Annotated in this window: 21 protein-coding genes and 2 tRNA genes; 8 read left to right on the forward strand and 15 right to left on the reverse strand. The window is 61.2% G+C overall.

Translation table 11 applies throughout. The annotated features are described in order from the left end of the window. Positions 1 to 263 precede the first annotated feature (263 nt). A complete protein-coding gene (locus L6D82_RS03960) occupies positions 264 to 458 on the forward strand; it encodes a hypothetical protein (protein WP_085748155.1) in 195 nt (64 codons plus the stop codon). Here the strand turns inward: L6D82_RS03960 and L6D82_RS03965 are convergent, their stop codons facing one another. After that, entirely contained in the window at positions 459 to 884 is a 426-nt protein-coding gene (locus tag L6D82_RS03965) for a PA3611 family quorum-sensing-regulated virulence factor (protein WP_085748156.1), read from the reverse strand. Between the two features lie 189 nt (positions 885 to 1073). Here L6D82_RS03965 and L6D82_RS03970 point away from each other — a divergent pair, with 189 nt between their 5' ends. The 3 genes from L6D82_RS03970 (at position 1074) to L6D82_RS03980 (ending at position 3130) form a co-directional block, all read left to right on the forward strand. Beyond that, on the forward strand, positions 1074 to 1817 hold the full coding sequence (locus L6D82_RS03970; RefSeq protein ID WP_007954936.1) for a tRNA-uridine aminocarboxypropyltransferase: 744 nt from the start codon (positions 1074 to 1076) through the stop codon (positions 1815 to 1817). Positions 1818 to 2041: 224 nt separating this feature from the next. Next, complete coding sequence (gene erdR / locus L6D82_RS03975) at positions 2042 to 2692, forward strand: response regulator transcription factor ErdR (protein ID WP_007954938.1); 651 nt, start codon at positions 2042 to 2044, stop codon at positions 2690 to 2692. Positions 2693 to 2767: 75 nt separating this feature from the next. After that, entirely contained in the window at positions 2768 to 3130 is a 363-nt protein-coding gene (locus L6D82_RS03980; RefSeq protein WP_003222276.1) for a diacylglycerol kinase, read from the forward strand. Here L6D82_RS03980 and L6D82_RS03985 read toward each other — a convergent pair. Further along, positions 3127 to 4053 carry a LysR family transcriptional regulator gene (locus L6D82_RS03985; RefSeq protein ID WP_011332748.1) on the reverse strand — a complete coding sequence of 309 codons (927 nt, stop codon included), beginning with the start codon at positions 4051 to 4053 and terminating at the stop codon, positions 3127 to 3129. The genes L6D82_RS03980 and L6D82_RS03985 overlap by 4 nt on opposite strands. Positions 4054 to 4197: 144 nt before the next feature. On the opposite strand from L6D82_RS03985, the gene fpr reads away from it, so the two are divergent. Further along, positions 4198 to 4977, forward strand: coding sequence for a ferredoxin-NADP reductase (gene fpr, locus L6D82_RS03990; protein WP_007908723.1), 780 nt, complete (start codon positions 4198 to 4200; stop codon positions 4975 to 4977). A 68-nt stretch (positions 4978 to 5045) separates the two neighbouring features. Here the strand turns inward: fpr and tsaA are convergent, their stop codons facing one another. The 6 genes from tsaA to rimO form a co-directional block, all read right to left on the reverse strand. Beyond that, complete coding sequence (tsaA, locus tag L6D82_RS03995; RefSeq protein ID WP_165369569.1) at positions 5046 to 5744, reverse strand: tRNA (N6-threonylcarbamoyladenosine(37)-N6)-methyltransferase TrmO; 699 nt, start codon at positions 5742 to 5744, stop codon at positions 5046 to 5048. A 183-nt stretch (positions 5745 to 5927) separates the two neighbouring features. Then, positions 5928 to 6698, reverse strand: coding sequence for an SDR family oxidoreductase (locus tag L6D82_RS04000; protein ID WP_085748158.1), 771 nt, complete (start codon positions 6696 to 6698; stop codon positions 5928 to 5930). Between the two features lie 156 nt (positions 6699 to 6854). Next, positions 6855 to 7322: a YehS family protein gene (locus tag L6D82_RS04005; RefSeq protein WP_236188155.1), complete on the reverse strand. Its 468-nt coding sequence runs from the start codon at positions 7320 to 7322 to the stop codon at positions 6855 to 6857. A 73-nt stretch (positions 7323 to 7395) separates the two neighbouring features. Then, a complete protein-coding gene (locus tag L6D82_RS04010) occupies positions 7396 to 8106 on the reverse strand; it encodes an rRNA pseudouridine synthase (RefSeq protein WP_011332751.1) in 711 nt (236 codons plus the stop codon). Between the two features lie 83 nt (positions 8107 to 8189). Continuing rightward, positions 8190 to 8663, reverse strand: a complete 474-nt coding sequence (locus L6D82_RS04015; protein WP_041475157.1) for a GNAT family N-acetyltransferase — start codon at positions 8661 to 8663, stop codon at positions 8190 to 8192. A 111-nt stretch (positions 8664 to 8774) separates the two neighbouring features. Further along, positions 8775 to 10112: a 30S ribosomal protein S12 methylthiotransferase RimO gene (gene rimO / locus L6D82_RS04020; protein ID WP_085748160.1), complete on the reverse strand. Its 1338-nt coding sequence runs from the start codon at positions 10110 to 10112 to the stop codon at positions 8775 to 8777. A gap of 348 nt (positions 10113 to 10460) precedes the next feature. On the opposite strand from rimO, the gene L6D82_RS04025 reads away from it, so the two are divergent. Further along, positions 10461 to 12302, forward strand: a complete 1842-nt coding sequence (locus L6D82_RS04025; protein ID WP_373870896.1) for a potassium transporter Kup — start codon at positions 10461 to 10463, stop codon at positions 12300 to 12302. A 148-nt stretch (positions 12303 to 12450) separates the two neighbouring features. Then, positions 12451 to 12609, forward strand: coding sequence for a hypothetical protein (locus L6D82_RS04030; protein WP_236188159.1), 159 nt, complete (start codon positions 12451 to 12453; stop codon positions 12607 to 12609). 86 nt (positions 12610 to 12695) lie between these two features. On the opposite strand, the gene L6D82_RS04035 is transcribed toward L6D82_RS04030, so the two are convergent. From L6D82_RS04035 to L6D82_RS04050, 4 genes are all read right to left on the reverse strand, one after another. Continuing rightward, on the reverse strand, positions 12696 to 13991 hold the full coding sequence (locus L6D82_RS04035) for a virulence factor family protein (protein WP_102717227.1): 1296 nt from the start codon (positions 13989 to 13991) through the stop codon (positions 12696 to 12698). Continuing rightward, entirely contained in the window at positions 13991 to 16630 is a 2640-nt protein-coding gene (mprF, locus tag L6D82_RS04040) for a bifunctional lysylphosphatidylglycerol flippase/synthetase MprF (RefSeq protein ID WP_102686587.1), read from the reverse strand. Before mprF ends, L6D82_RS04035 begins: the two co-directional genes overlap by 1 nt. A gap of 280 nt (positions 16631 to 16910) precedes the next feature. Beyond that, positions 16911 to 16987 (reverse strand) — tRNA-Met (locus L6D82_RS04045). Positions 16988 to 17191: 204 nt separating this feature from the next. Next, positions 17192 to 17268, reverse strand: a tRNA-Met gene (locus L6D82_RS04050). A gap of 280 nt (positions 17269 to 17548) precedes the next feature. Between L6D82_RS04050 and dinB the strand changes: the two genes are divergently transcribed. Then, a complete protein-coding gene (gene dinB / locus L6D82_RS04055) occupies positions 17549 to 18610 on the forward strand; it encodes a DNA polymerase IV (RefSeq protein ID WP_102686588.1) in 1062 nt (353 codons plus the stop codon). A gap of 48 nt (positions 18611 to 18658) precedes the next feature. Here dinB and L6D82_RS04060 read toward each other — a convergent pair whose 3' ends face one another. From L6D82_RS04060 to L6D82_RS04070, 3 genes are all read right to left on the reverse strand, one after another. Continuing rightward, positions 18659 to 19612 (reverse strand): hypothetical protein, encoded by a 954-nt coding sequence (locus L6D82_RS04060; protein WP_102686589.1) that lies wholly within the window; start codon positions 19610 to 19612, stop codon positions 18659 to 18661. Between the two features lie 17 nt (positions 19613 to 19629). Further along, positions 19630 to 21345, reverse strand: coding sequence for a proline--tRNA ligase (locus L6D82_RS04065; RefSeq protein WP_085748167.1), 1716 nt, complete (start codon positions 21343 to 21345; stop codon positions 19630 to 19632). A 115-nt stretch (positions 21346 to 21460) separates the two neighbouring features. Then, on the reverse strand, positions 21461 to 23020 hold the full coding sequence (locus L6D82_RS04070) for an AmpG family muropeptide MFS transporter (RefSeq protein WP_085748168.1): 1560 nt from the start codon (positions 23018 to 23020) through the stop codon (positions 21461 to 21463). Positions 23021 to 23041: the final 21 nt, after the last annotated feature.

Here is a 23041-nt window from a genome sequence, read left to right on the forward strand (position 1 = left end):
CTGCCGTTAATAAAAGATCGGGAATACGTTGAATCTAGACCCTCAAAGCATTTTTCGCTCATTGAGCATTGCGCCGCAAAGTCTTTCCTGGCAACTGCTTATTGCCGCTTTGCGAAGTGTTTTCACCGCTCGTCCGATGCCACGTCGAGGGCTGAATGCTCTGATTTACTAAGTTAAAGGCGCCGTACGACAACTTTGCGTCAACGACCGTACGCAAGGTGCACGCTATTCAAGGATTTGCGGGTGGCAAGGAGGCAGGACACATGACCAGAGTCATTCTGGAGATCGATACGCAGCTGTATCGGTTGTTGAAAGCATCGGCCGAGACCAACCATGTGAGTCTCGAAGAGGAGTGCTGCCGACGCCTGGCGGGAGGGGAGCGCCGCTCGCGTTACTTGCAGGCCTTGCTGGCCGAACTGCGCGCCGAGGATGAACAGCGGCGCGCTACGTCGCGATGATTACTTCTTCTTCGCTGGAGCCGCTTTCGGGCAATCCGATTCCTGGTAGCTGGCGGAGCCGATCGCCTTGTTGCTTTTCACTTCGGTGAATTCATAACGCATGATCGCGCCTTTGGCCATCAGCTTGCGGTACGACGGATTGTTGCAGACCGAGGCGCCCAGCTGGAAATACACGGCTTTGGGATCGGCGCGCATTTTGTCGGCGTGGCTCTTTTGCACGCTCAGGTGGTTGACCAGCGTGGTGCCTTCGACGGTGTAGCCCTGATCAAGAATGTCTTCGTTGATCGCCCGTGGCGTGCCGACGCTGCTTTGTGCGGCGACATTGCGCAGCTCTCGGTTCAGATTCTGCTCACTCAGGGATGCAGCCTGAGCGCTGAAGGACGAGGCCAGCAGAATGGCAGCGGTGGGAACGATAAGGCGCAGCATGAAACTCTCCTGGTTCAGTGACTGGTGGTTCGACCAGCCACGTGACTGTGCGTTCAGTGGCGGCGAATTATAGGGGAGCCGGTCGGGAGGGTACAGGCTTGTGCCCGTCGCTCTGGTAAACTGCCGCCCTTTATTGCCCTGCCGAGTGTCGTTCGTGTCGAGTTTTCCTGTCTGCCGGTGCCGTCTGCGATGAATCATGCCCCCAACGCCGTGGCCCGCCTGCGCGATCAGCGCGAGGACGAAGGCATCAAACCGATCCAGGCCCGTGGCTTTCGCTCCCCGCGCTGCCGCGATTGCCGGGTGATCATCAGCCATTGCCTGTGCGCCTGGCGGCCAACCGTCGATACACGCTCGGGCGTTTGCCTGATCATGACCGGCAAGGAAGTGTTCAAGCCAAGTAACACCGGTTGGTTGATCGCCGACATCGTGCGCGACAACCATGCCTTCATCTGGTCGCGGACCGAACCCGACGAGCAACTGCTGGCGCTGCTGAACGACCCGCAATGGCAGCCGTATCTGGTATTCCCTGGCGAGTACGTCGAACCTTCGCGGGTGACCAACACCGTGGATCTCGATAGCAGCAAGCGTCCGCTGTTCATCCTGCTGGATGCGACCTGGACCGAAGCCCGGAAGATTTTCCGCAAGAGCCCGTATTTCGACCGTTTGCCGATCCTGAGCTTGTTGCCCGACAAACTCTCGCGCTATCGCCTGCGCCGCTCGACCCGCAGCGAGCACCTGTGCACCGCCGAAGTGGCGGCGCTGTGTCTGGAACTGGCCGGCGATTCGGACGCGGCGTCGGCGCTGGATGCCTATTTCGATGTGTTCAGCCAGCATTACCTGGGGGCCAAGCAGCAACTGGATGTCAATGTGTCGACGCCGGCCCACGCCGAATTGCTGCCCTATATCCGAAACGCGGCGCCAGTACCGGCCTGATCCTGGCCCATACTGCTAAAGCAGTGGCCGTGCGGCTTGACCACCCCGGCTTCGCTGGTCATGCTTGGCGCCGATTGGGGTGCGGCCAAGGTTTGAAACGCCGTTTTTGTTCGTGATTGGCGTTGAACGTGCCCCTGTGGATACCGCTGCCGGGCGGTATCTGGATTTGCTTTGGTGAGGCCCGAATGCGCGGGCCCGCCATCAAAAACAGGATCATTTGAAAAATGGCCACATACGACATCCTGATTGCCGATGATCACCCTCTCTTTCGTAGCGCGCTGCATCAAGCAGTGACGATGGGCCTTGGCCCGGATGTACGCATGGTGGAGGTGGCGAGCATCGCCGAGCTGGAAACCCGCCTGACCGAAAAGGCTGACTGGGATCTAGTGCTGCTGGACCTGAACATGCCGGGCGCTTTCGGATTTTCCGGGCTGGTGATGCTGCGCGGTCAATACCCGCAGATTCCGGTGGTGATGGTTTCGGCCCAGGAAGAAGCCTCGGTGATGGTCAAGTCCCGGGAATTCGGTGCCAGTGGTTTCATTCCCAAGTCCAGCGACCTGAGCGTGATTCAGGAAGCGGTGCGTAAAGTGTTGGACGGGGACGTGTTCTGGCCACCCCAGGCGTTCGAAGCGGTCAGCGTTTCGGATGAAGCCAAAGCCGCCAGCGATGGCCTTGCGAGCCTGACGCCGCAGCAGTTCCGGGTGCTGACCATGGTCTGCGAAGGTTTGCTGAACAAGCAGATCGCCTACGAGCTGAGCGTGTCCGAAGCGACCATCAAGGCCCACGTCACGGCGATTTTTCGCAAGTTGAACGTGCGGACCCGGACCCAGGCAGCTTTACTGCTGCAACAACTTGAGTCAATTCCGAGCCAGTAAGCGCTGGCGTCTTCACGCTTTTTTGACTTTCGTTGATCTAGCTTCCCCACTTCCTTTCGGTCGGTTATCTACTTTATGTCACCTTTCAAGGGCCAGACGGGCCTGAAACGCATCCTCAACGCTTCCGGTTACTCGCTGGACGGCTTGCGCGCCGCCTTCACTGGCGAAGCCGCATTCCGCCAGTTGGTGCTGCTTAACGTGGTACTGATTCCGCTGACGTTTTTCCTCAATGTCAGCCGGGTCGAGCAGGCGCTGCTGATCGCCGTGTGCCTGCTGGCGCTGATCGTCGAGCTGTTGAATTCAGCGGTGGAGGCGGCCATCGACCGTATCTCGCTGGAGTTGCACCCGCTGTCCAAGAACGCCAAGGACATGGGCAGTGCCGCGCAATTCGTGGCACTGAGCATGATCGCCCTGGTGTGGGCGGTGATTCTGCTCTAAGCGATGCTCGGCAGAACGATCTCGTCGCTGCGCTGGACCCCGGCGGTGAAGGCGCGGCACAGATCGAGGAATTCGCGCATGGCGGAGGTCTGGTACTTCTGCTTGTGCCAGATGAAATAGAACTGCCGCGCCAGATCCAGATCCGGCGTCTCCACCGGCACCAGGCTGCCGCGACGGAAGGCGTCACGCAGCGCCAGGCGCGAGATGCAGCCAATCCCCAGACCTGATTCCACCGCGCGTTTGATCGCTTCGGTGTGTTCCAGCTCCAGCCGGATGTTCAGCGCGCTGCGATGATGACGCATCGCCTGATCGAAGGTCAGGCGCGTCCCCGACCCCTGTTCCCGCAAAATCCATGCTTCATGAGTCAATTCCTCCATGGTCGCGCTGCCGCGCTTGGCCAACGGATGCTGTGGGGCGCAGAACACCACCAGTTCATCCTCGACCCAGCTTTGCACCTCGATGTCCGGGTGGCTGCAATCGCCCTCGATTAGACCCAGATCAATTTCGTAATGAGCCACTTGTTGCACGATATTGGCAGTGTTCTGCACATGCAGCTTCACCTGGCTTTCGGGGTGGCGCTGCATGAAACCGCCGATCAGCAGGGTCGCCAGGTAATTGCCGATGGTCAGGGTCGCGCCCACCGACAGCGAGCCGAAACCGGATTTGCCGTTGAGCAGGTCTTCGATTTCCTTGGCCTGATCGAGCAGGGCCACCGCTTGTGGCAACAACTGTTTGCCGAGGGCGTTGAGGCTCAGGCGTTTACCGGCGCGGTCGAACAGCTGGCAGCTGGACTGGCGCTCCAGTTCGGTGATGGACGTGCTGGCAGCCGATTGCGACAGGTTGAGCAGACCCGCAGCACGGGACACGCTTTCCTGCTGGGCGACGGCGACGAAGACTTGCAGTTGACGAAGAGTAAATCGCATATCGATATAACCGATAACCCTTATCTTAATAATCCAGTTAACAGATATTGTCGGCGCTATTAGAATGCGATGCAATTGCGCACCGTCGGCATTCTTCAACACGAGCCGGGCAGGCGCAGATCAATCTCCAGGAGTCCCACGTACATGAGCAACATGAACCACGAGCGTGTCCTCAGTGTTCATCACTGGAACGACACTCTGTTCAGCTTCAAGTGCACCCGCGATCCGGGCTTGCGCTTCGAGAACGGTCAGTTCGTGATGATCGGCCTGCAACAGCCAAACGGCCGCCCGCTTATGCGCGCTTACTCGATCGCCAGCCCGAACTGGGAAGAGCATCTCGAGTTCTTCAGCATCAAGGTGCAGGACGGTCCGCTGACCTCCCAGCTGCAGCACCTGAAGGAAGGCGACGAGATCATCATCTCGAAAAAACCGACCGGCACCCTGGTGCTGGACGACCTGAACCCGGGCAAGCACCTGTATCTGCTGAGCACCGGCACCGGTCTGGCGCCGTTCATGAGCGTGATCCAGGACCCGGAAACCTACGAGCGCTTCGAGAAAGTGATCCTGGTTCACGGTGTTCGTTACGTCAACGAAGTCGCCTACCGCGAATTCATCACCGAGCACCTGCCGCAGAACGAGTTCTTCGGCGAGGCGCTGCGTGACAAGCTGATCTACTACCCGACCGTGACCCGCGAACCGTTCGAGAATCAGGGCCGTCTGACCGACCTGATGCGCAGCGGCAAGCTGTTCAGCGACATCGGCCTGCCACCGATCAACCCGCAGGACGACCGCGCGATGATCTGCGGCAGCCCGAGCATGCTCGACGAGACCAGCGAAGTGCTCGACAGCTTCGGCCTGAAGATCTCGGCGCGTATGCGCGAGCCGGGTGACTACCTGATCGAGCGCGCATTCGTCGAGAAGTAATCCCGACGATGCCAAAGAAAAGCCCGCGTTGCCTGAGAAGGCAGCGCGGGCTTTTTCGTTTTCGCGATTCAGTCAGCGGCGGGGATGACTTCCAGGACGCGGATCTGCTCAGGCACAGGGTAATGCCAGCGCACGTCCAGATCCCAGAACTGCGCGCCGTATTCGCGTTCGGGCGCGGGCGTCTGATAGGCCGGGCGCGGATCCTGGGCCAGGCACTGCTCGATCAGCTCGACCAGCGGCTCGGCCAGGCGCTGAGCGTGCGTGTGCGCCTGTTGCAGCGCCGCGTCCGTCCACTGCACGTCGATCAGTTGCGGCGCGGCACTGGCGATGCTGTTGGAAGCGTCAGCAATGATGTCGGCGTACGGCACGTAGGGTTTGACGTCGAGAATCGGCGTGCCGTCCAGCAAGTCGATGCCGGAGATGAACAGGCGGTTGGCCTCGACCTTGTCCAGTTTCACCACCGACTGACCGATGCCGTTCGGCCGGTGCGTGGCGCGGGTGGCGAACACGCCCATCGACTTGTTGCCACCGAGGCGCGGAGGGCGGACCTTGAGGCGCGGCTTGTCTTCCAGCGCCTGATGGAACAGGAACAGCAGCCAGACATGACTGACCTGCTCCAGTCCCTGCACCGCGTCGCCCTGATCGAACGGTGCCACCAGTTCCAGCACGCCACGGGCGGCGGGTGCCAGTTGCGGCTGGCGCGGGATGGCGAACTTCTCCTTGAAGCAGGAGCGGACGAAGCCGATGGGGGAGACGCTGTAAGTCATGGTTTGCATTCGAAGCGGAGCAGGGCGGGCATGATAACCCGTCCGGCCGCCAGTCTGGTGCTGGCAGACCTGACGCTATCGCCGGCAAGCCAGCTCCCACAGGGTTCGCGGGAGTTCGCATCATGTGTGTACACCAAAAGACCTGTGGGAGCTGGCTTACCAGCGATAGCCTCACCGCCGATATCAGAGACTAAACCCGCCATCCAGCGGAATGATATTCCCGGTCATGTACGCCCCGGCGGTACTCGCCAGGCTGATCGCCAGCGCTGCCATCTCTTCCTCACGCCCCCAGCGTTTCATCGGGATCAGCGCAGTGTCTTCGGCCAGCGCCTGCTGGTCGCTGCCGATGTGCTGGGTCATTTTGCTCGGGAAGCGTCCCGGCGCGATGACATTGACGTTAATGTGCTGGCTCACCAGTTCCCGGGCGAGAATCCGCGACAGTTGATGCAGAGCCGCTTTGCTCGGTCCGTAGGCATAGGCCTGTTCACCGAAAGACGAGATCCCCGCTACCGAGCCGATGTTGATGATCCGCGCCGGATTGGCCGCCGACCCGGATTGGCGCAGCAACGGCAGAAACTGCTGGATGCAACTGAACACCGAGGTCACGTTGAGTTGCATGACTTTCTCCCAGCCCTTGACCGGGTAGCTCTCCAGCGGCGCGCCCCAAGTGGTGCCGGCGTTGTTCACCAGAATATCCAGATGAGTGATCTGCTCGCCCAGTCGCGCGGCCAGCTCTTTCACGCCTTCTTCTGTCGCCAGATTCGCCGCCATGCCATGACACGTGCCCAGGGCACTGAGTTCTTCAGCGGTTTGATGACAGGCTTCCGCGTCACGGGAGCAGACGTACACGCGGGCGCCTGCTTCGACAAACGCCTTGGCGATCATTTTGCCGATACCACGGGTGCCGCCGGTCACCAGGGCGGTGCGGCCTTGCAGGGAGAAATACGGGTGCATGGCGAATCCTGAGGGCTAGGGTTCAGTACACCCTAGTCGCCGGCTGCGAAAAGCGGAGCCACTATTTTTGGAAGGAATGGGAGGCCATAGGGCCAGCTTCAAGTTGCGAGCGTCGAGCTACGAGTAAAAGCTTGCAGCTCGACGCCTGTCGCTGCTTTACGCTCTCACGCGGAGCGTGAGCCCCTTGAGGAAATTGCGCAGCAACTGATCGCCGCACGGGCGGTAGTTGGTGTGGCCGACCTTGCGGAACAATGCGCTCAGCTCAGGCTTGGACACCGGGAAGTCGGCAGCCTTGAGGATCGCGTGCATGTCGTCTTCCTTCAGTTCGAAGGCCACGCGCAGTTTTTTCAGGATGATGTTGTTGGTCACCGGCACTTCGATCGGCAGCGGCGGACGGCTTTCGTCCTTGCCGCGCTTGAAGATCACCAGACCGTCGAGGAAGTGCGCGATGACTTCGTCCGGGCAGCGCACGAAACCTTCTTCGTCTTCTTCTTTCTTGTCGAGGTACGTCACGACATCGGCAAGCGTGACGTCCAGGCCGCCGAGTTTGATGATCTCGACCACTTTCTTGTCGCTGATGTCGAGCATGTAGCGCACGCTGCGCAGAACGTCGTTGTGAACCATGTGTGCAATCCTGATTGTTCGCTGTGGGCACCGAGCGGGGCGCGATGCCGGAATGTAGGGTGGCTTGCGAGCCTTAGAATTTCTCTTTGCCGGACAGGTAGCGCCATTGGCCGACCGGCACTTTGCCGATGGACACGCCGCCGATGCGGATGCGGCGGATGCCGATGACCTTCAGGCCGACCGCTTCGCAGAACTGGGCGATGATCCCCGGCTGCGGGTTTTTCATGGCGAAGCGCAGACGGTTTTCGTTCTGCCAGCTGGCTTTGACCGGCGGCAGCTCCTTGCCCTTGTGGGTGAGGCCGTGCTGCAGGCGATTGAGGCCGTGGGCAACCATGTCGCCTTCGACTTCGACCACGTATTCCTGCTCGATCTTGGCCGCGTCTGCGGTGAGCTTGCGCAACACCTTCCAGTCCTGGGTGAACACCAGCAGGCCGCTGGCCTTGGGTTGCAGGTCGGCGCTGGCGGTCAGGCGCAGGAAGTGCCCGCGCAGCGGACGCTTGCCGTAGCGGTGTTCTTCGCTGAGGGTTTCGGCGTTCAGCGACTGCATGGCGCTGTCGACATCCATGCCGGCCGGCACGTTGAGCAGGATGGTCACCGGCTCCGGCGCGGTGGCCTTGGCGTCCTTGTCGAGCTCGACCTTTTGGTCGCCGACCTTGAACTGCGGCTCGTCGATGACTTCGCCGTCCACGGTGACCCAGCCGCCCTCGATGAACAGCTCGGCCTCCCGGCGGGAGCAACCGACCAGCTCGATGAGGCGTTTGGAGAGGCGAATCGGGTCAGTCATGACAGGGGCCGTAACAAAAAAGGGGTGGGCATTGTACCTGCCTGGGGCCGGTTAAGCCCGATTGCATTTGCGCCGTGTGGCTTTTAGCCGCGTACGGCGCGCTGCTCCGGTTGTTTCAGGCGCATGTGCAACAGCGGATACGGCTGGCCCATGCCATCGACTTCCGAGCGGCCGATCACCTCGAACCCTTGCTTGAAGTAAAACCCCAGGGCCTGCGGGTTTTGTTCGTTGACGTCCAGTTCGTCGGCGTTCAGGTGCTCCATCGCGTACTTCAGCAGTTTCTTGCCAAGGCCCTGACCGCGATGGGCCGGGTCGATGAACAGCATTTCGATCTTGCCCGCAGCAACCCCGGCAAACCCGGTGATGCGCTGGTGGCTGTCCCGGGTGCAGATCAGCATCACCGCATCGAGGTAGCGGGTCAGCACCAGATTCTTCAGCAGCTCGATGTAGGATTCCGGCAGGAAATCATGAGTCGCGCGGACCGAGGCCTCCCAGACCCGGGTCAGTTCCTGATAATCGCTGAGTTTCGGCGTGTGGATGACCGAGTGGTGACGCATGCCCGATAGCCTCTTTGTCATGGATGAGGGAGTCCTTCCCACCCCAAACGATAGCCGTAAAAAAGCCCCGCATCTCGTAAAAGAGAGCGGGGCTTTCTGTATTTTTCGCGCTTAGATCTGTTCGGCCCAGAGGTCGTATTCGTCGGCGTCGGTCACCTTGCACCAGACCTTGTCGCCCGGCTTGAGGTTGCTGCCGTTGTCGATGAACACGTTGCCGTCGATTTCCGGGGCATCGAAGAAGCAGCGGCCGACCGCGCCTTGCTCGTCGACTTCGTCCACCAGCACTTCGATTTCACGGCCGATGCGCATTTGCAGGCGCGCCGAACTGATGGCCTGCTGGTGCGCCATGAAGCGTTCCCAGCGGTCCTGCTTGACGTCGTCCGGAACCACTTCCAGATCCAGATCGTTGGCTGGAGCGCCTTCGACCGGCGAATACTGGAAGCAGCCGACGCGGTCGAGCTGGGCTTCGGTCAGCCAGTCCAGCAGGTACTGGAAGTCTTCTTCGGTTTCGCCGGGGAAGCCGACGATGAAGGTCGAACGGATGATCAGGTCCGGGCAGATTTCGCGCCAGTTCTTGATCCGCGCCAGGGTCTTGTCTTCGAACGCCGGGCGTTTCATCGACTTGAGGACTTTCGGGCTGGCGTGCTGGAACGGAATGTCCAGGTACGGCAGGATCTTGCCGGCGGCCATCAGCGGGATCAGTTCGTCGACGTGCGGGTACGGGTAAACGTAGTGCAGACGGACCCAGACGCCGAGGGTGCTCAGCGCTTCGCACAGTTCGGTCATGCGGGTTTTCACCGGCGCGCCGTTCCAGAAACCGGTGCGGTACTTGACGTCAACGCCATAGGCGCTGGTGTCCTGGGAAATCACCAGCAGTTCCTTCACGCCGGATTTGACCAGACGCTGGGCTTCGTCGAGCACGTCGCCCACCGGGCGGCTGACCAGTTTGCCGCGCATCGACGGGATGATGCAGAAGCTGCAGCTGTGGTTGCAGCCTTCGGAAATCTTCAGATACGCGTAGTGGCGCGGGGTCAGCTTGATGCCTTGCGGCGGCACCAGGTCGATCAGCGGGTTGTGATCCTGCTTCGGCGGCACGACTTCGTGCACCGCGTTGACCACTTGCTCGTACTGCTGCGGACCGGTGACGGCCAGCACGCTCGGGTGCACGTCACGGATATTGCCTTCTTCCACGCCCATGCAGCCGGTCACGATGACCTTGCCGTTTTCCTTGATCGCTTCGCCGATGACTTCCAGCGATTCGGCCTTGGCCGAGTCGATGAAGCCGCAGGTGTTGACCACGACCACGTCGGCGTCCTGATAGGTGGACACCACGTCATAGCCTTCCATGCGCAGCTGGGTCAGGATGCGCTCGGAGTCGACCAGTGCTTTCGGGCAACCCAGAGAAACGAAGCCAACCTTTGGATTGGCCGGCGCAGGAGTGGTGGACATGTCTAACCTCGGTGTTTTGTGACGTCGCTTGCCTGATGGCAGAAGCCGACGGACGGGCGCTTGAAGTGCGCCTCTGATCAAAAAGTGCGCAATTCTAGCGACGAGCAGCGCACTTGACCAGCTTTATGCAGGGAAATACGACGAGTGCTGCGCTATGCTTCGCGCCGTTGCGCTTTACTGAATTTTTACAGTCAAGAAAACGTCTGTTACAGGGCGTAAAAACGCGCATGCTGCACACAAAGCATAGTGCTTCATCTAAGAAGCCGGTCTGGGAATCAGGAGTGTTGGATGGGTCAGGCAAGTAGTCACGCGGCAGGCGCCGAAGGTTCGGCCACCAAGCCGCTGAGCATGCTGGTCGCGGCGGTCGGGGTAGTTTACGGCGACATCGGCACGAGCCCGTTGTACACCCTCAAAGAAGTGTTTTCCGGCGCTTACGGCGTGCCTGTCAATCACGACGGAGTGCTCGGCATTCTGTCGCTGATTTTCTGGTCGCTGATCTGGGTCGTTTCAATCAAGTACATGATGTTCGTCCTGCGCGCCGACAACCAGGGCGAAGGCGGGATCATGGCGCTCACCGCGCTGGCCCGTCGGGCGGCGGCGGGGCGCAAGCGGTTGCGTACGTTGCTGGTGGTCTGCGGGCTGATCGGCGCGGCGCTGTTCTATGGCGACAGCATGATCACCCCGGCGATTTCCGTGCTTTCGGCCATTGAAGGTCTGGGCCTGGCATTTGACGGGATCGACCATTGGGTCGTGCCGTTGTCGTTGGTGGTGCTGGTCGGGTTGTTTCTGATCCAGAGCCATGGCACAGCACGGATCGGCATTCTGTTCGGGCCGATCATGGTCACCTGGTTCCTGGTCCTCGGCGCGCTCGGCGTGTACGGGATCAGCCACACTCCCGAAGTGCTGCACGCGATGAATCCGGCGTGGGCGGTGCGGTTCTTTACCGTCCACCCTGGCATGGGTGTGGCCATCCTCGGCGCCGTGGTGCTGGCGCTGACCGGTGCCGAAGCGCTGTACGCCGACATGGGCCACTTCGGTCGCAAGCCGATTGCCCGTGCGTGGTTCCTGCTGGTGCTGCCGGCGCTGGTGCTGAACTACTTCGGTCAGGGCGCCTTGCTGCTGGACAACCCCGAAGCGGCGCGCAACCCGTTCTACCTGCTGGCCCCAAGCTGGGCTTTGATTCCGCTGGTCGGCCTGTCGACCCTGGCCACGGTGATTGCCTCTCAGGCGGTGATTTCCGGCGCGTTCTCCCTGACCCGTCAGGCGATCCAGCTCGGTTACATTCCGCGCATGTACATCCAGCACACCTCCAGCGACGAGCAGGGCCAGATCTACATCGGTGCCGTGAACTGGTCGCTGATGGTCGGCGTGGTGTTGCTGGTGATCGGCTTCGAATCCTCCGGCGCCCTGGCTTCGGCCTACGGCGTGGCGGTGACCGGCACGATGCTGATGACCACGATTCTAGTCTCGGCAGTCATGCTGCTGCTGTGGAAATGGCCACCGATTCTGGCGGTGCCGGTGCTGCTCGGCTTCCTGCTGGTGGACGGCCTGTACTTCGCCGCCAACGTGCCGAAGATCGTCCAGGGCGGTGCCTTCCCGGTAATCGCCGGTATCGCGCTGTTCGTGCTGATGACCACCTGGAAGCGCGGCAAGCAACTGCTGGTCGAACGCCTCGACGAAGGCGCGCTGCCCCTGCCGATCTTCATCAGCAGCATCCGCGTCCAGCCGCCGCACCGTGTGCAGGGTACAGCCGTGTTCCTCACCGCCCGCTCCGACGCGGTGCCGCACGCGTTGTTGCACAACCTGTTGCACAACCAGGTGCTGCATGAGCAAGTGGTGCTGCTGACTGTCGTTTACGAAGACATCCCGCGCGTTCCGCCATCGCGGCGCTTCGAAGTCGAAGCACACGGCGAAGGCTTCTTCCGGGTGATCCTGCACTTCGGCTTCACCGACGAACCGGACGTGCCGCAGGCACTGAAACTATGCCATCTGGACGACCTCGACTTCAGCCCGATGCGCACCACCTACTTCCTCAGCCGCGAAACGGTCATCGCCTCGAAACTCGAAGGCATGGCCCGTTGGCGTGAAGCGCTGTTTGCATTCATGTTGAAGAACGCCAACGGGAACCTGCGGTTCTTCAATCTGCCGCTGAATAGGGTGATTGAGCTGGGGACGCAGGTGGAGATGTAACCCCGTCTCAACTGAAAAGCCCCCGTCAGCCTTGTGGCTGGCGGGGGCTTTTTTGTATCCGTGTCCAAACGTTTCCAGGCGCCCATCCTCTCTGGTAGCTGGTAGGCTGCCTCTCATAGAGTCATTACGGTGCACGAGGACGATTTGCATGACGGAGTTACCGGAGCAACAAAGGCTGGATGAACTCGAGAGTCTTCGGGTTCAAGCGGCAGTCGAGGCGCGATTGAGCAATTTCGATCCGGCTCAAGCGATCAGTCACGACGACATGCGGGCGAGGTATGGCCAGGAAGCGCTGACATCTAACTGAGTCCTGTGCTTACCGTGGGAGTCCTCGAAATGAAAAAGCCCCTGCAACTGCGAAGTTGCGGGGGCTTTTCGTTGGTGCGCTTCAGATCACTCTTCCGCCACCTGCGCCGTGTTCTGGCGCTTCTCGATCAAGTCCACAAGACGCTTGGCCAGCGCCGGGTAGTTCTCGTCGAAGTGGTGACCACCAGGCAGTTTCACTGCTTCGCCCACCGCGGTCTTGTCGGTGCAGCCGCTTTCGTCGGTTTCTTCTTCACCGTAGATGCACACGACCTTGGCCGGTGGCAGCTTGGCCATTTCCGGGCCGGTGGCGGCTTCTTTGCCGGCGTTGCCGAGCCAGCCTTCGACTTCGATTTCGAAGCTGCCGGTGCGGGCGAAGGCCAGCAGGATGATTGCGTCGACGCGTTGCTGCTCGGTTTCCGGCAGGCGGTTGTAGATGGCCGGCAGGACGTCGGCGCCGAACGAGTAGCCGGTCAGGATGAAGCGCTTGGTGCCCCATTTCTGGCGGTAGTGCTGCATCAGTTCGGTCAGGTCCAGGGCGCTCTGTTCCGGGCTCTTGTGCTGCCAGTAGTAGCGCAGGGTGTCGATGCCGACCACCGGATAACCGATCTTGGCCATTTCACCGGCCACGTCGCGGTCGAGGTCGCGCCAGCCGCCGTCACCCGAGAGGAACAGGGTGACGGTGTCCTTGGCCTGGCCGGCCGGGACTTCCACCACCGGGATCTGCAGGCCGCCGTTGGCCTTGTCGCCGCCGACGAGGATCTTGCGCAGTTCGTTGTTCAGCACTTGCGGCAGGTTGATGTCGTAGTCGCTGATGCTGGTTTCGGCGTTCGGTTGATCGCGCACGAAACCGGCGCTGGTGTCGTCCGGGTTGTCGTTCCACGCCACCAGCCAATGGCCGTGGGCGGCAGACTTCGGCAGCAGGTGAGTGCAGCCGGGTTTTTCCAGGGCCAGGTCGACCGATACGGCTTGAGCCTTGTCGTCTTTCTGCTCGGACAGCCAGCGCCACGCCAGCACGGCGCCGGGGCCGATGCCGCTGACCAGGGTCGCCGGGCCGTTCAGTTCACGCAGGCCGGCTTGCAGGGCGCGGCTTTGCAGCAGGCAGTCCTTGGGCAGAATCACCTGAACGATCTGCGCCGAAGCGCTGCGGCTCAGGGTGCTCAGTTGCTTGTCGCTGAGTTTCTGGTCGTCGTTGACCGCCACCAGCACCTGAGCCTTGGGCTTGGTGCCGGGGATGACCCGGGTCATGGCGGCGCCATCGGCCGGGGTGAGCTGTTCGAGGGTCGGTTCCGGTGCCGGGCGTTTGAGGTACCAGAAACCGCCACCGGCAATCGCGGCCAGCACCAGCAGTGCGACCAGGATGTACTTCAGGGAGCGTTGAATCATCAGCGTTTCACCAATCCAGTCAAGCCGCCCGCGATCAGGGCAGCAGTGTCGGCCAGCGCCACCAGCGGATCGAGTCCGGCGGGCACGGCCATATAACGGGGTTCCCAGTCAGGCTGGAACTTGTCTTTGAAGCGGCGCAAGCCTTGGAAGTTGTACAGCTGCTCACCACGGCGGAAAACCATCGAGCCCAGACGCTGGGTCAGCGGTGCACCGCGCCGGGGTTGCAACCCCGACAGCGGCACCATGCCCAGGCTGAAGCGCGCGTATCCGTGACTCTTATAGTGTTGAATCAGACCGACCATCATGAATTCCATGGTCAGCTTGGGGGCGTCCGGGTGCGCGCGCATCAGGTCGAGACTGGCCAGGTCATGGCTGTAGGTCTCGAGCAGGTTGGCGAACGCCACCGGGCGACCTTCGAAGCGAATCACCGCAATGCGGAAATGCTTCAGGTAATCATCGCTGAAACGGCCGAGGGAGAAACCTTTCTCGCGCACGTTCTTGCCGGTCAGCCAGGCATCGGAAATCACCTTGAGCTCATCCATCGGCGCCTGGCCCGGCTCATGGATCTCCAGCGACAGGCCGTCGCGGGTGCCACGGTTCCAGGTGTAGCGCAGGTCCTTCATCTCCTTGCCCTTGGCTTCCAGGTCAAAGCGATGCAGATCGACCCGGGCTTCCTCGCCCAGCTTGATCGCGGTCAGGCCGATGTCCATGTAGTACGGCAGGTTCTCGGCGCGAACCTGATAGAACACCGGGCGGGCGTGATGGATGTCGCACAGGTCGCGGAACTGCCAGATCATCTCGGCCCGTTGCTGGCCGGGGCCGATCGGGTCGTACAGGGCCACCAGACTGCGGCCGCGGCGGGCGTACATCAGGAAGGCTTCGTCGTTGGGATGAAACAGCAGCGCCTTGTCGCCGGTCAGGGCCAGGCCGCCGTCCGGTTGCGAGGAGGCCATCAGAATCTTCGAGGCGCGTTCCAGTTCATCCGGTGTCGGCAGATGGATCACCGGGCGAGCGGTGCGCAGCAGCCAGGTCAGTGCGATTACCAGCAGCAACACGGCGGCGCCGAGCAGCGAGCGCAGGCCGCGCGGGGCGTCGGCGTCGAGAGTGAACTGCCACCACAGTTGATGGCTGTACGGAACGTCCTGATAAGCGAACAGCAAAAGCCACGTCGAGGCGCCGAGTACGCACAGACTGGCCACCAGATACAGCGGCGAGAACGGCAGTTCGGTCAGGCGGCTCGGGCGGTAGAACGAGCGACGGAACACCCCCAGCAGCGCGGCGGTGAGGGTCATCAGGGTCGCTTCTTCCCAGTCGAAACCCTTGAGCAGTGAGAGCAGGGCGCCCACCAGCAATAGAATGGTGGTCAGCATCCACGCCGCCGACAGCCGGCGACGCAGGCCCTGAGCGAGCATCAGACACAGCACGCCGATCAGGCTGGCGCCAAAGTGCGAGGCGTCGACCAGACGGTGAGGAATCAGAAAACCGATGTGTTCCAGACGGGTGTCGATCTCTGGCGTCGCGCCGGAAAACAGCAGCACCACGCCGGACAGGAACACCAGCACCGCGAGAATCGGTGCTGCCAGACCGGAAGCCGCACGCATGGTCTGCGACTGAAACAGGCGCTGGCCTTCGTTGATCAGCAACAGCACGCAGGCCACCAGCAACGGCAGCACCACATAGATCAGGCGATACAGGAGCAGGGCGGCCGCCAGTGGCGCGGCGCCGAGTTTGTCGGCAAACGCCGCGAGCAGAATGGCTTCGAAGACACCTACGCCACCTGGAACGTGACTGAGTACACCGGCGGCCAGTGCCAGCAGATAAACCAGCAGGAACGCACCGAAGGGCGGCGCTTCCGGTAGCAGCAGATAAAGGACGGTCGCAGCGGCAGCCACGTCGAGGGCGGTGATGACCAGTTGCAGGAACGTCAGCCGACGACCCGGCAGACGCAGGGTGCGACGACCGGCCCGGACCAGCAGGTTGTCCGGATAAGGTTGTTCCGGCAGGCGCCGGCGATAGATGCCGATGGCCAGGATCGCGCCGAGCAGCAGCACCACGCCGGCAACCGTCCCCAACAAGGTCTCGGAGAGCCCCAGTGCCTGTGAGGCGGCGGGCAGGTTGCTCAGGGTCGCAAGCGCGGCCAGCGGCGGCAGGGCGCAGCCCAGCGACAGGCTGGCGAACAGGGTCATGTGCGCGACTTCGGAAGCGCCCAGGCCATGGCGTGCATATAGACGGTATCGCACCGAGCCACCGGACAGCATCGACAGGCCGATGGCGTTGCCGATGGCAAACGCGGTGAAACCGCCCAGTGCCAGCACTTTCGGCGCCAGCGTCACGCGGGCATAACGACTGGCCGACCATTCATAGCCGAGCAGGATAATGAAGCCGACGACCGTCGCACCGAGGGCACCGAGCAGGGCCGGTTTCGGCACGTCGAGAATCGAGTCGTGCAAGGCGTCGAGATCGAGTTCGCTGAGCAGATGGCGACAGGCAATCAGCGCAATGGCGAATAGCAGCAAAGTGACCGCCAGACCGATCGGTTGCCGGTATTTGCTGATCCGATCCAGCAGGCGCAGACGCTCAGGCTTGATCGGTGGGTTCGCTGTGACGGTGTCTTGTGAATCAGACGAGTTGGCGCGCATCAATCACCTCTTGGATTGTGCGCGACAGGATGGAGGTATCCAGCCAAGTTACCAATCCCTGTAGAAAAAAATAATCACAAAATACTACGCCTCTCATCGGGTATCGGCGAGGGCAGCTCCTGGATTGCAGGCGCCTTGCCTGCGACTTGAAGCATAGTCGCAACTCGGCCGGCCTTCAGATCCTGAACGGTTCACTGCACAGTGACAGATCATTGTTGCGAAAGGACTTTTTCCACAGATACAAAAAAGGCCACTCTTTCGAGTAGCCTTTTTTGATGTTTGGTTGCGGGAGCCGGATTTGAACCGACGACCTTCGGGTTATGAGCCCGACGAGCTACCAGACTGCTCCATCCCGCGTCTGTGTGGCGGCATTCTACAGGCGAACGGCGGGGTGTCAACCGATAATCCCGAGAAGGGTCAAATAAGTGTGCAATCGCGGCAAACGGTCGCAGGGGAGCGCTAAGTTTCGGAATCGGAACGATTTCCGGAATATGCGGCTGGATCCAAAAAAACAGACGCGCACAAAAAAGGCCAATCTTTCGATTGGCCTTTTCTGATGTTTGGTTGCGGGAGCCGGATTTGAACCGACGACCTTCGGGTTATGAGCCCGACGAGCTACCAGACTGCTCCATCCCGCGTCTGTGTGGCGGCATTCTACAGAGGAACGCCGGGGTGTCAACCTTCAATTTGGATAAAACCTCTTCAGCTTCAATCGGTTAGCGCTGACTGACGGTCTTTTCGGGGGCTGCAGGTCAGGCAGGGCAAGGGTTTCAGCTCTATTGGAGGTTGGTTTTCGATTGAGAAAATAAATTCAAAGTCCGTTTCCTACAAACTGAAAAGAACATTCCTACCACTGGTGCTATATACAGGTGTCAGTGAGATACTGCCGGTCCGGCTCGCCATGTTTCCTTTTCTGTCATGACTCAGCGAAAAATCATCCACGTCGACTGTGACTGTTTCTACGCCGCCATCGAGATGCGGGATGACCCGAGCCTCGCCGGCAAGCCATTGGCGGTGGGTGGCTCGGCGGACCGGCGAGGGGTGATCGCCACCTGCAACTATGAGGCGCGGGCTTACGGCGTTCGCTCGGCGATGTCGTCCGGACATGCCTTGAAGCTGTGCCCGGACCTGACCATCGTCAAGCCGAGAATGGACGCCTATCGCGAGGCGTCGAAGGAAATACACACGATCTTCAGCGATTACACCGACCTGATCGAGCCGCTTTCCCTGGACGAGGCCTATCTTGATGTCTCGGACAGCGCGCATTTCGGCGGCAGCGCCACGCGCATTGCCCAGGACATTCGTCGCCGGGTTTCCAATCAATTGCACATCACCGTCTCCGCCGGCGTGGCGCCGAACAAGTTTCTGGCCAAGATCGCCAGCGACTGGAGAAAGCCCAACGGCTTGTTCGTAATCACCCCGGATCAGGTCGAAGACTTTGTCAGTGGTCTGCCGGTGAGCAAGTTGCACGGGGTGGGCAAGGTCACCGCCGACAAGCTGAGCAGGCTCGGTATCAATGACTGTATGCAATTGCGCGAGTGGGACAAGCTGGCGCTGGTGCGGGAATTCGGCAGTTTCGGCGAGCGCTTGTGGAGTCTGGCCCGTGGGATTGATGAGCGGTTGGTACACAACGACAGTCGCCGTCAGTCGATCAGTGTCGAAAACACCTACGACGTCGATCTGCCGGACCTGCGCAGTTGCCTCGACAAGCTCCCGGAATTGCTGGAAACCCTGAAAACCCGCATGGCGCGGATCGACAGCAGCTACCGGCCGGGCAAGCCGTTCGTCAAAGTGAAGTTTCACGATTTTACCCAGACCACGTTGGAACAGGCGGGGGCAGGGCGGGATCTGGGCAGTTACCAGTTGATGCTGACGCAGGCGTTCAATCGCGGTGGCAAACCGGTGCGGTTATTGGGAGTGGGCGTGCGGCTCGAGGATTTACGCGGCGGGTTCGAGCAGATGGAGCTGTTTGAGCGATAGACGAGCAAAAAAATGCCCGAAGCAGGTTCGGGCATTTTTTCAGGGGTTTCAGTTCGGCCCCGGATCCGCCACCAGACGCCCCGCATCCCGGGTCAGGGACTTGAGGAATTCGGCCTGCAACTCGGGATCGTTGCGGGTCAGTTCGATCAGGCTTTGTTCCAGCTCACTGGCTTCTTCTTCCAGACCCAGTTCCGACAGACGCTTGACCCGGTGCACCCACTGGCTCACTTCGTCGTCTTCCAGATCGTCGTAGATCAGCCCGTGAGCTTCCAGCAGCTTGCCGCGCAGGTGAGTGCTGATCGCCAGGGACGAATCGGAATGCACGTCATCCTTGCCGTCTTCGACGCTGATCTGCAGTTTGCCCACATGATTGAGGTCGTTTTCGGCGAACGGGCTGTCCAGCAGGTTCAGGCGCAGCACGCCGTTTCGATCGGTAGTCATGTCGAAGGTCTGTTTGCCGGCTTTGACCTGAACCGGGCGCTCGCTCCAGGGCAGGCTCGAATATTCCGTGCGCTTGTCGCGCTGGACTTCGTCGATGCCGGCCAGGTTCTGTTGCGCACGACCGTTCGATTGCACGTTCATGAACGGGTTGAGCCCGGCGAAACCGTAGCTGAGCCAGTCCCGTGTCACGCTGTCGGGCAGATTGCCGAGGGCAAACACGTTGACCACGTTGGCGCCGACGCCGCCGACCACCGCCACCGCGCCCAGCGGAATCTCGTAGATTTCCCGCCATGGCTGGTAAGGCGTGTAACGGTCGTAATGGCGCGTGACCTCGAACTCGGTGACTTCGAAAGTCTTCTGTTCGTTGATCTTCACGCGCCGTTGCGGCAGCTCAAGCACCTTGGGCTCGCCGACATCGATCTGCAGGCTGTGATCGAGCAGTTTGCGCTCGACACGTTCCTCGTGCTCGCTGCGTTGTGACATGTGATTGGCACAGCCGCTGACCAGCAGGGTGCCGCACAGGGCGGCACCACCGAGGCCTAAGGTGTTTCGCTTGAACATGACGTCTCTATCTGGTTTCAGCGGCGGATACGGGCCTGAAGGAAGGACAGCACGTCGGCAACCGGCAGCGCTTGCGCCTGGCCTTCGGTACGGCTCTTGTATTCCAGGTTGCCTTCGGCGAGGCCGCGGTCGCTGACCACGATCCGGTGCGGAATGCCGATCAGCTCCATGTCCGCGAACTTGATGCCCGGGCTGGTTTTCTTGTCGCGGTCGTCCAGCAGCACTTCGAAGCCGGCCGCGGTCAGTTCCGCGTACAGCTTGTCGGTGGCTTCGCGCACCAGCTCGGTTTCATAGCGCAGCGGCACCAGGGCGATCTGGAACGGCGCCAGGGTGTCGCTCCAGATGATGCCGTTTTCGTCGTTGTTCTGCTCGATGGCGGCAGCCACCACGCGGGAAACACCGATACCGTAGCAACCCATTTCCAGGGTCACCGGCTTGCCGTTCTCGCCGAGCACTTCGCACTTCATCGCCTTGCTGTACTTGTTGCCCAGCTGGAAGATGTGCCCGACTTCGATGCCGCGCTTGATTTCCAGGGTGCCCTTGCCGTCCGGGCTTGGGTCACCAGCTACAACGTTACGCAGGTCGGCCACGGTCGGAACCGGCAGGTCACGCTCCCAGTTCACGCCGAAGTAGTGCTTGTCGTCGATGTTGGCACCGATGGCGAAGTCGCTCATCAGCTCGACCGAACGGTCGATGATGATTGGCAGCGGCAGGTTCAGCGGGCCGAGGGAGCCGGCACCGGCGCCAATGGCGTCACGCAGTTCGGCATCGGAGGCCATGACCAGCGGGCTGGCAACACCAGGTTGCTGGGCAGCCTTGATTTCGTTCAGCTCGTGGTCGCCACGGATGATCAGTGCAATCAGCTTGCCTTCTTCTTCCGCGTGCACGATCAGGGTCTTGATGGTCTTTTCAATCGGCAGATTGAATTTCTCCACTAGGGCCGCGATGGTCTTGGTGTCTGGTGTGTCGACCAGGCGCAGCTCTTCGCTTGGCGCGGCGCGCGAGGTTTCACGCGGCACGGCTTCGGCCTTCTCGATGTTCGCCGCGTAGTCGGAACCGTTGCTGAAGACGATGTCGTCTTCGCCGGACTCGGCCAGCACGTGGAATTCGTGGGAGCCGGCGCCGCCGATCGACCCGTTGTCGGCTTCCACCGGACGGAACTTCAGGCCCAGGCGGGTGAAGATGTTGCAGTACGCTTCGTGCATGCGGTCGTAGGTGATCTGCAGCGACGCCTGATCCGCATGGAAGGAGTACGAGTCCTTCATGATGAATTCGCGACCGCGCATCAGGCCGAAGCGTGGACGGATTTCGTCACGGAATTTGGTCTGGATCTGGTACAGGTTGATCGGCAGCTGTTTGTAGCTGCTCAACTCGTTGCGCATCAGATCGGTGATCACTTCTTCGTGGGTCGGGCCCGCGCAGAAATCACGACCGTGGCGGTCTTTGATGCGCAGCAGCTCAGGGCCGTATTCTTCCCAGCGTCCCGATTCCTGCCACAGCTCGGCCGGTTGGGTGCTCGGCATCAACACTTCCAGAGAGCCGGCGGCGTTCATTTCTTCGCGAACGATGGCTTCCACCTTGCGCATCACTCGCAAGCCCATCGGCAGCCAGGTGTACAGGCCCGAGGCGAGTTTGCGGATCATGCCGGCGCGCAGCATCAGCTGGTGGCTGATCACGACCGCGTCGGAAGGCGTTTCTTTCTGTGTGGCGAGCAAAAATTGACTGGTGCGCATGGTTGGCCGTTGTCGGTTGCTATGACTGGAAATGACGGAGCAGTGTAACGGCGAGATCCGCCGACGTACAGAAGTGCAACCCCGGCGCGAAGCCTCTCGCCGGGTGCGAGATGTCTTACGATTCTTCCACGACGGAGGTCGGTGCAGGTTCCGGGGTCGGCGTCGGGCCTTCGCGGCGGCTTTCCTGGAACCAGTGCAGGGCGATCAGCACCAGGGTCGGAACACCGAGCAGCGCGGTGATGAGGAAGAAGTTGTGATAACCGAATTTCTCCACCATCACCCCGGAGTAGCCGCCGATCAGGCGTGGCAGCAGGAGCATGATCGAGCTGAGCAGGGCGTACTGGGTGGCGGAGAACTTCAGGTTGGTCAGGCTCGACAGGTAGGCGACGAACGCCGACGTGGCCAGGCCCGAACTGAAGTTGTCGAGGGAAATCGTCACCACCAGCATTTGCAGGTTCGGGCCCATGTCGGCCAGCATCAGGAACAGCAGATTGGTGCCCGCCGACGCGGCACCGCCGATGAACAGGATCGGCAGGATACCGAAGCGCACGATCAGCAGACCGCCCATGCCGGCGCCGACGAGGGTCATGATCAGACCGAAGATCTTGCTGACGCTGGCGATCTGGTCCTTGGTGAAACCCTGGTCGATGTAGAACACGTTGGCCATCACGCCCATCACCGTGTCGGACATTCGATAGGTGGCGATCAGGCCGAGCAGCAGCAACGCCTGCCAGCGGTAGCGCAGGATGAAGTCGTTGACCGGTGTCAGCACCGGCGCCAGACCGCGACGGCCCATGGCCGAGAGGCACAGGCAGGTCAGCGTGGTGTAGAGAATCGCGCGCAAGAACGCCCGGTCTTCCAGCAGCAGGTCCAGCGGGCTCATGTCGCCAAACAGCACGCTGGCGAAATCGGTGTTGTAGAGCTGGGTGAACATGGCCGGCACGGAGACCAGCAAAATGATCAGCACGAACACCGACATCAACTGATGCATGAAGGTGTAACGCCCCGCCTGCAACTGGGTGCGCAACGGCACCGGCGGCTCGCGCATCAGCAGGGTGGTGAGCAGGGCAGGCACCATCAGGGCACCGAACAGCACGTAGGTGCCGGTCCAGGCCGAATGCTGGTACTTGAAGCCTGTAGAGCCGAAGCCCTCGGCGAAGAACAGCGCACCCGCGGTCGCGAGCAGGGCGGCGATCCGATAACCGGACATGTAACTGGCGGCCAGTGCGGCCTGGCGGTTGTCTTCGGCGATTTCCAGTCGATAGGCGTCGACGGCGATATCCTGGGTGGCGGAAGCGAAGGCGACAACCACAGCGATAGCGATCAGCCAGGACAGGTGTTTTTGCGGGTCGCAAAAGCCCATGCCGATCAGACCGAGGATCACCAGCGTCTGTGAAAGTACCAGCCACGAACGGCGACGACCCAGCTTGCCCAGCAGCGGCAGGCGCCATTGGTCGAGCAGGGGCGACCAGACCCATTTGAAGGCGTAGGCCAGACCGATCAGGCTGGCGTAGCCGATCGTCTCGCGGGCCACACCGGCTTCACGCAGCCAGACCGAAAGTGTCGAGAACACCAGCATGTACGGCAGGCCGGCGGCGAAACCCAGCAACAACAGCACGAGCGTCGAAGGACTGGCATAGGCGGCGAGCGCGGCGCGCCAGGTTTTACGGGGCATGGGCTGAAGTCTGCCTCAAGA

Origin of the sequence: Pseudomonas paraglycinae (assembly GCF_021601625.1) — a bacterium.
Lineage (GTDB): Bacteria > Pseudomonadota > Gammaproteobacteria > Pseudomonadales > Pseudomonadaceae > Aquipseudomonas > Aquipseudomonas paraglycinae.

Coding starts and splice junctions, on each gene's coding strand:
- L6D82_RS03960 (WP_085748155.1), top strand. CDS start 264: ATGACCAGAGTCATTCTGGAGATCGATACGCAGCTGTATCGGTTGTTG.
- L6D82_RS03965 (WP_085748156.1), bottom strand. CDS start 884: ATGCTGCGCCTTATCGTTCCCACCGCTGCCATTCTGCTGGCCTCGTCC.
- L6D82_RS03970 (WP_007954936.1), top strand. CDS start 1,074: ATGAATCATGCCCCCAACGCCGTGGCCCGCCTGCGCGATCAGCGCGAG.
- erdR (WP_007954938.1), top strand. CDS start 2,042: ATGGCCACATACGACATCCTGATTGCCGATGATCACCCTCTCTTTCGT.
- L6D82_RS03980 (WP_003222276.1), top strand. CDS start 2,768: ATGTCACCTTTCAAGGGCCAGACGGGCCTGAAACGCATCCTCAACGCT.
- L6D82_RS03985 (WP_011332748.1), bottom strand. CDS start 4,053: ATGCGATTTACTCTTCGTCAACTGCAAGTCTTCGTCGCCGTCGCCCAG.
- fpr (WP_007908723.1), top strand. CDS start 4,198: ATGAGCAACATGAACCACGAGCGTGTCCTCAGTGTTCATCACTGGAAC.
- tsaA (WP_165369569.1), bottom strand. CDS start 5,744: ATGACTTACAGCGTCTCCCCCATCGGCTTCGTCCGCTCCTGCTTCAAG.
- L6D82_RS04000 (WP_085748158.1), bottom strand. CDS start 6,698: ATGCACCCGTATTTCTCCCTGCAAGGCCGCACCGCCCTGGTGACCGGC.
- L6D82_RS04005 (WP_236188155.1), bottom strand. CDS start 7,322: ATGGTTCACAACGACGTTCTGCGCAGCGTGCGCTACATGCTCGACATC.
- L6D82_RS04010 (WP_011332751.1), bottom strand. CDS start 8,106: ATGACTGACCCGATTCGCCTCTCCAAACGCCTCATCGAGCTGGTCGGT.
- L6D82_RS04015 (WP_041475157.1), bottom strand. CDS start 8,663: ATGCGTCACCACTCGGTCATCCACACGCCGAAACTCAGCGATTATCAG.
- rimO (WP_085748160.1), bottom strand. CDS start 10,112: ATGTCCACCACTCCTGCGCCGGCCAATCCAAAGGTTGGCTTCGTTTCT.
- L6D82_RS04025 (WP_373870896.1), top strand. CDS start 10,461: ATGCTGGTCGCGGCGGTCGGGGTAGTTTACGGCGACATCGGCACGAGC.
- L6D82_RS04030 (WP_236188159.1), top strand. CDS start 12,451: ATGACGGAGTTACCGGAGCAACAAAGGCTGGATGAACTCGAGAGTCTT.
- L6D82_RS04035 (WP_102717227.1), bottom strand. CDS start 13,991: ATGATTCAACGCTCCCTGAAGTACATCCTGGTCGCACTGCTGGTGCTG.
- mprF (WP_102686587.1), bottom strand. CDS start 16,630: ATGCGCGCCAACTCGTCTGATTCACAAGACACCGTCACAGCGAACCCA.
- dinB (WP_102686588.1), top strand. CDS start 17,549: ATGACTCAGCGAAAAATCATCCACGTCGACTGTGACTGTTTCTACGCC.
- L6D82_RS04060 (WP_102686589.1), bottom strand. CDS start 19,612: ATGTTCAAGCGAAACACCTTAGGCCTCGGTGGTGCCGCCCTGTGCGGC.
- L6D82_RS04065 (WP_085748167.1), bottom strand. CDS start 21,345: ATGCGCACCAGTCAATTTTTGCTCGCCACACAGAAAGAAACGCCTTCC.
- L6D82_RS04070 (WP_085748168.1), bottom strand. CDS start 23,020: ATGCCCCGTAAAACCTGGCGCGCCGCGCTCGCCGCCTATGCCAGTCCT.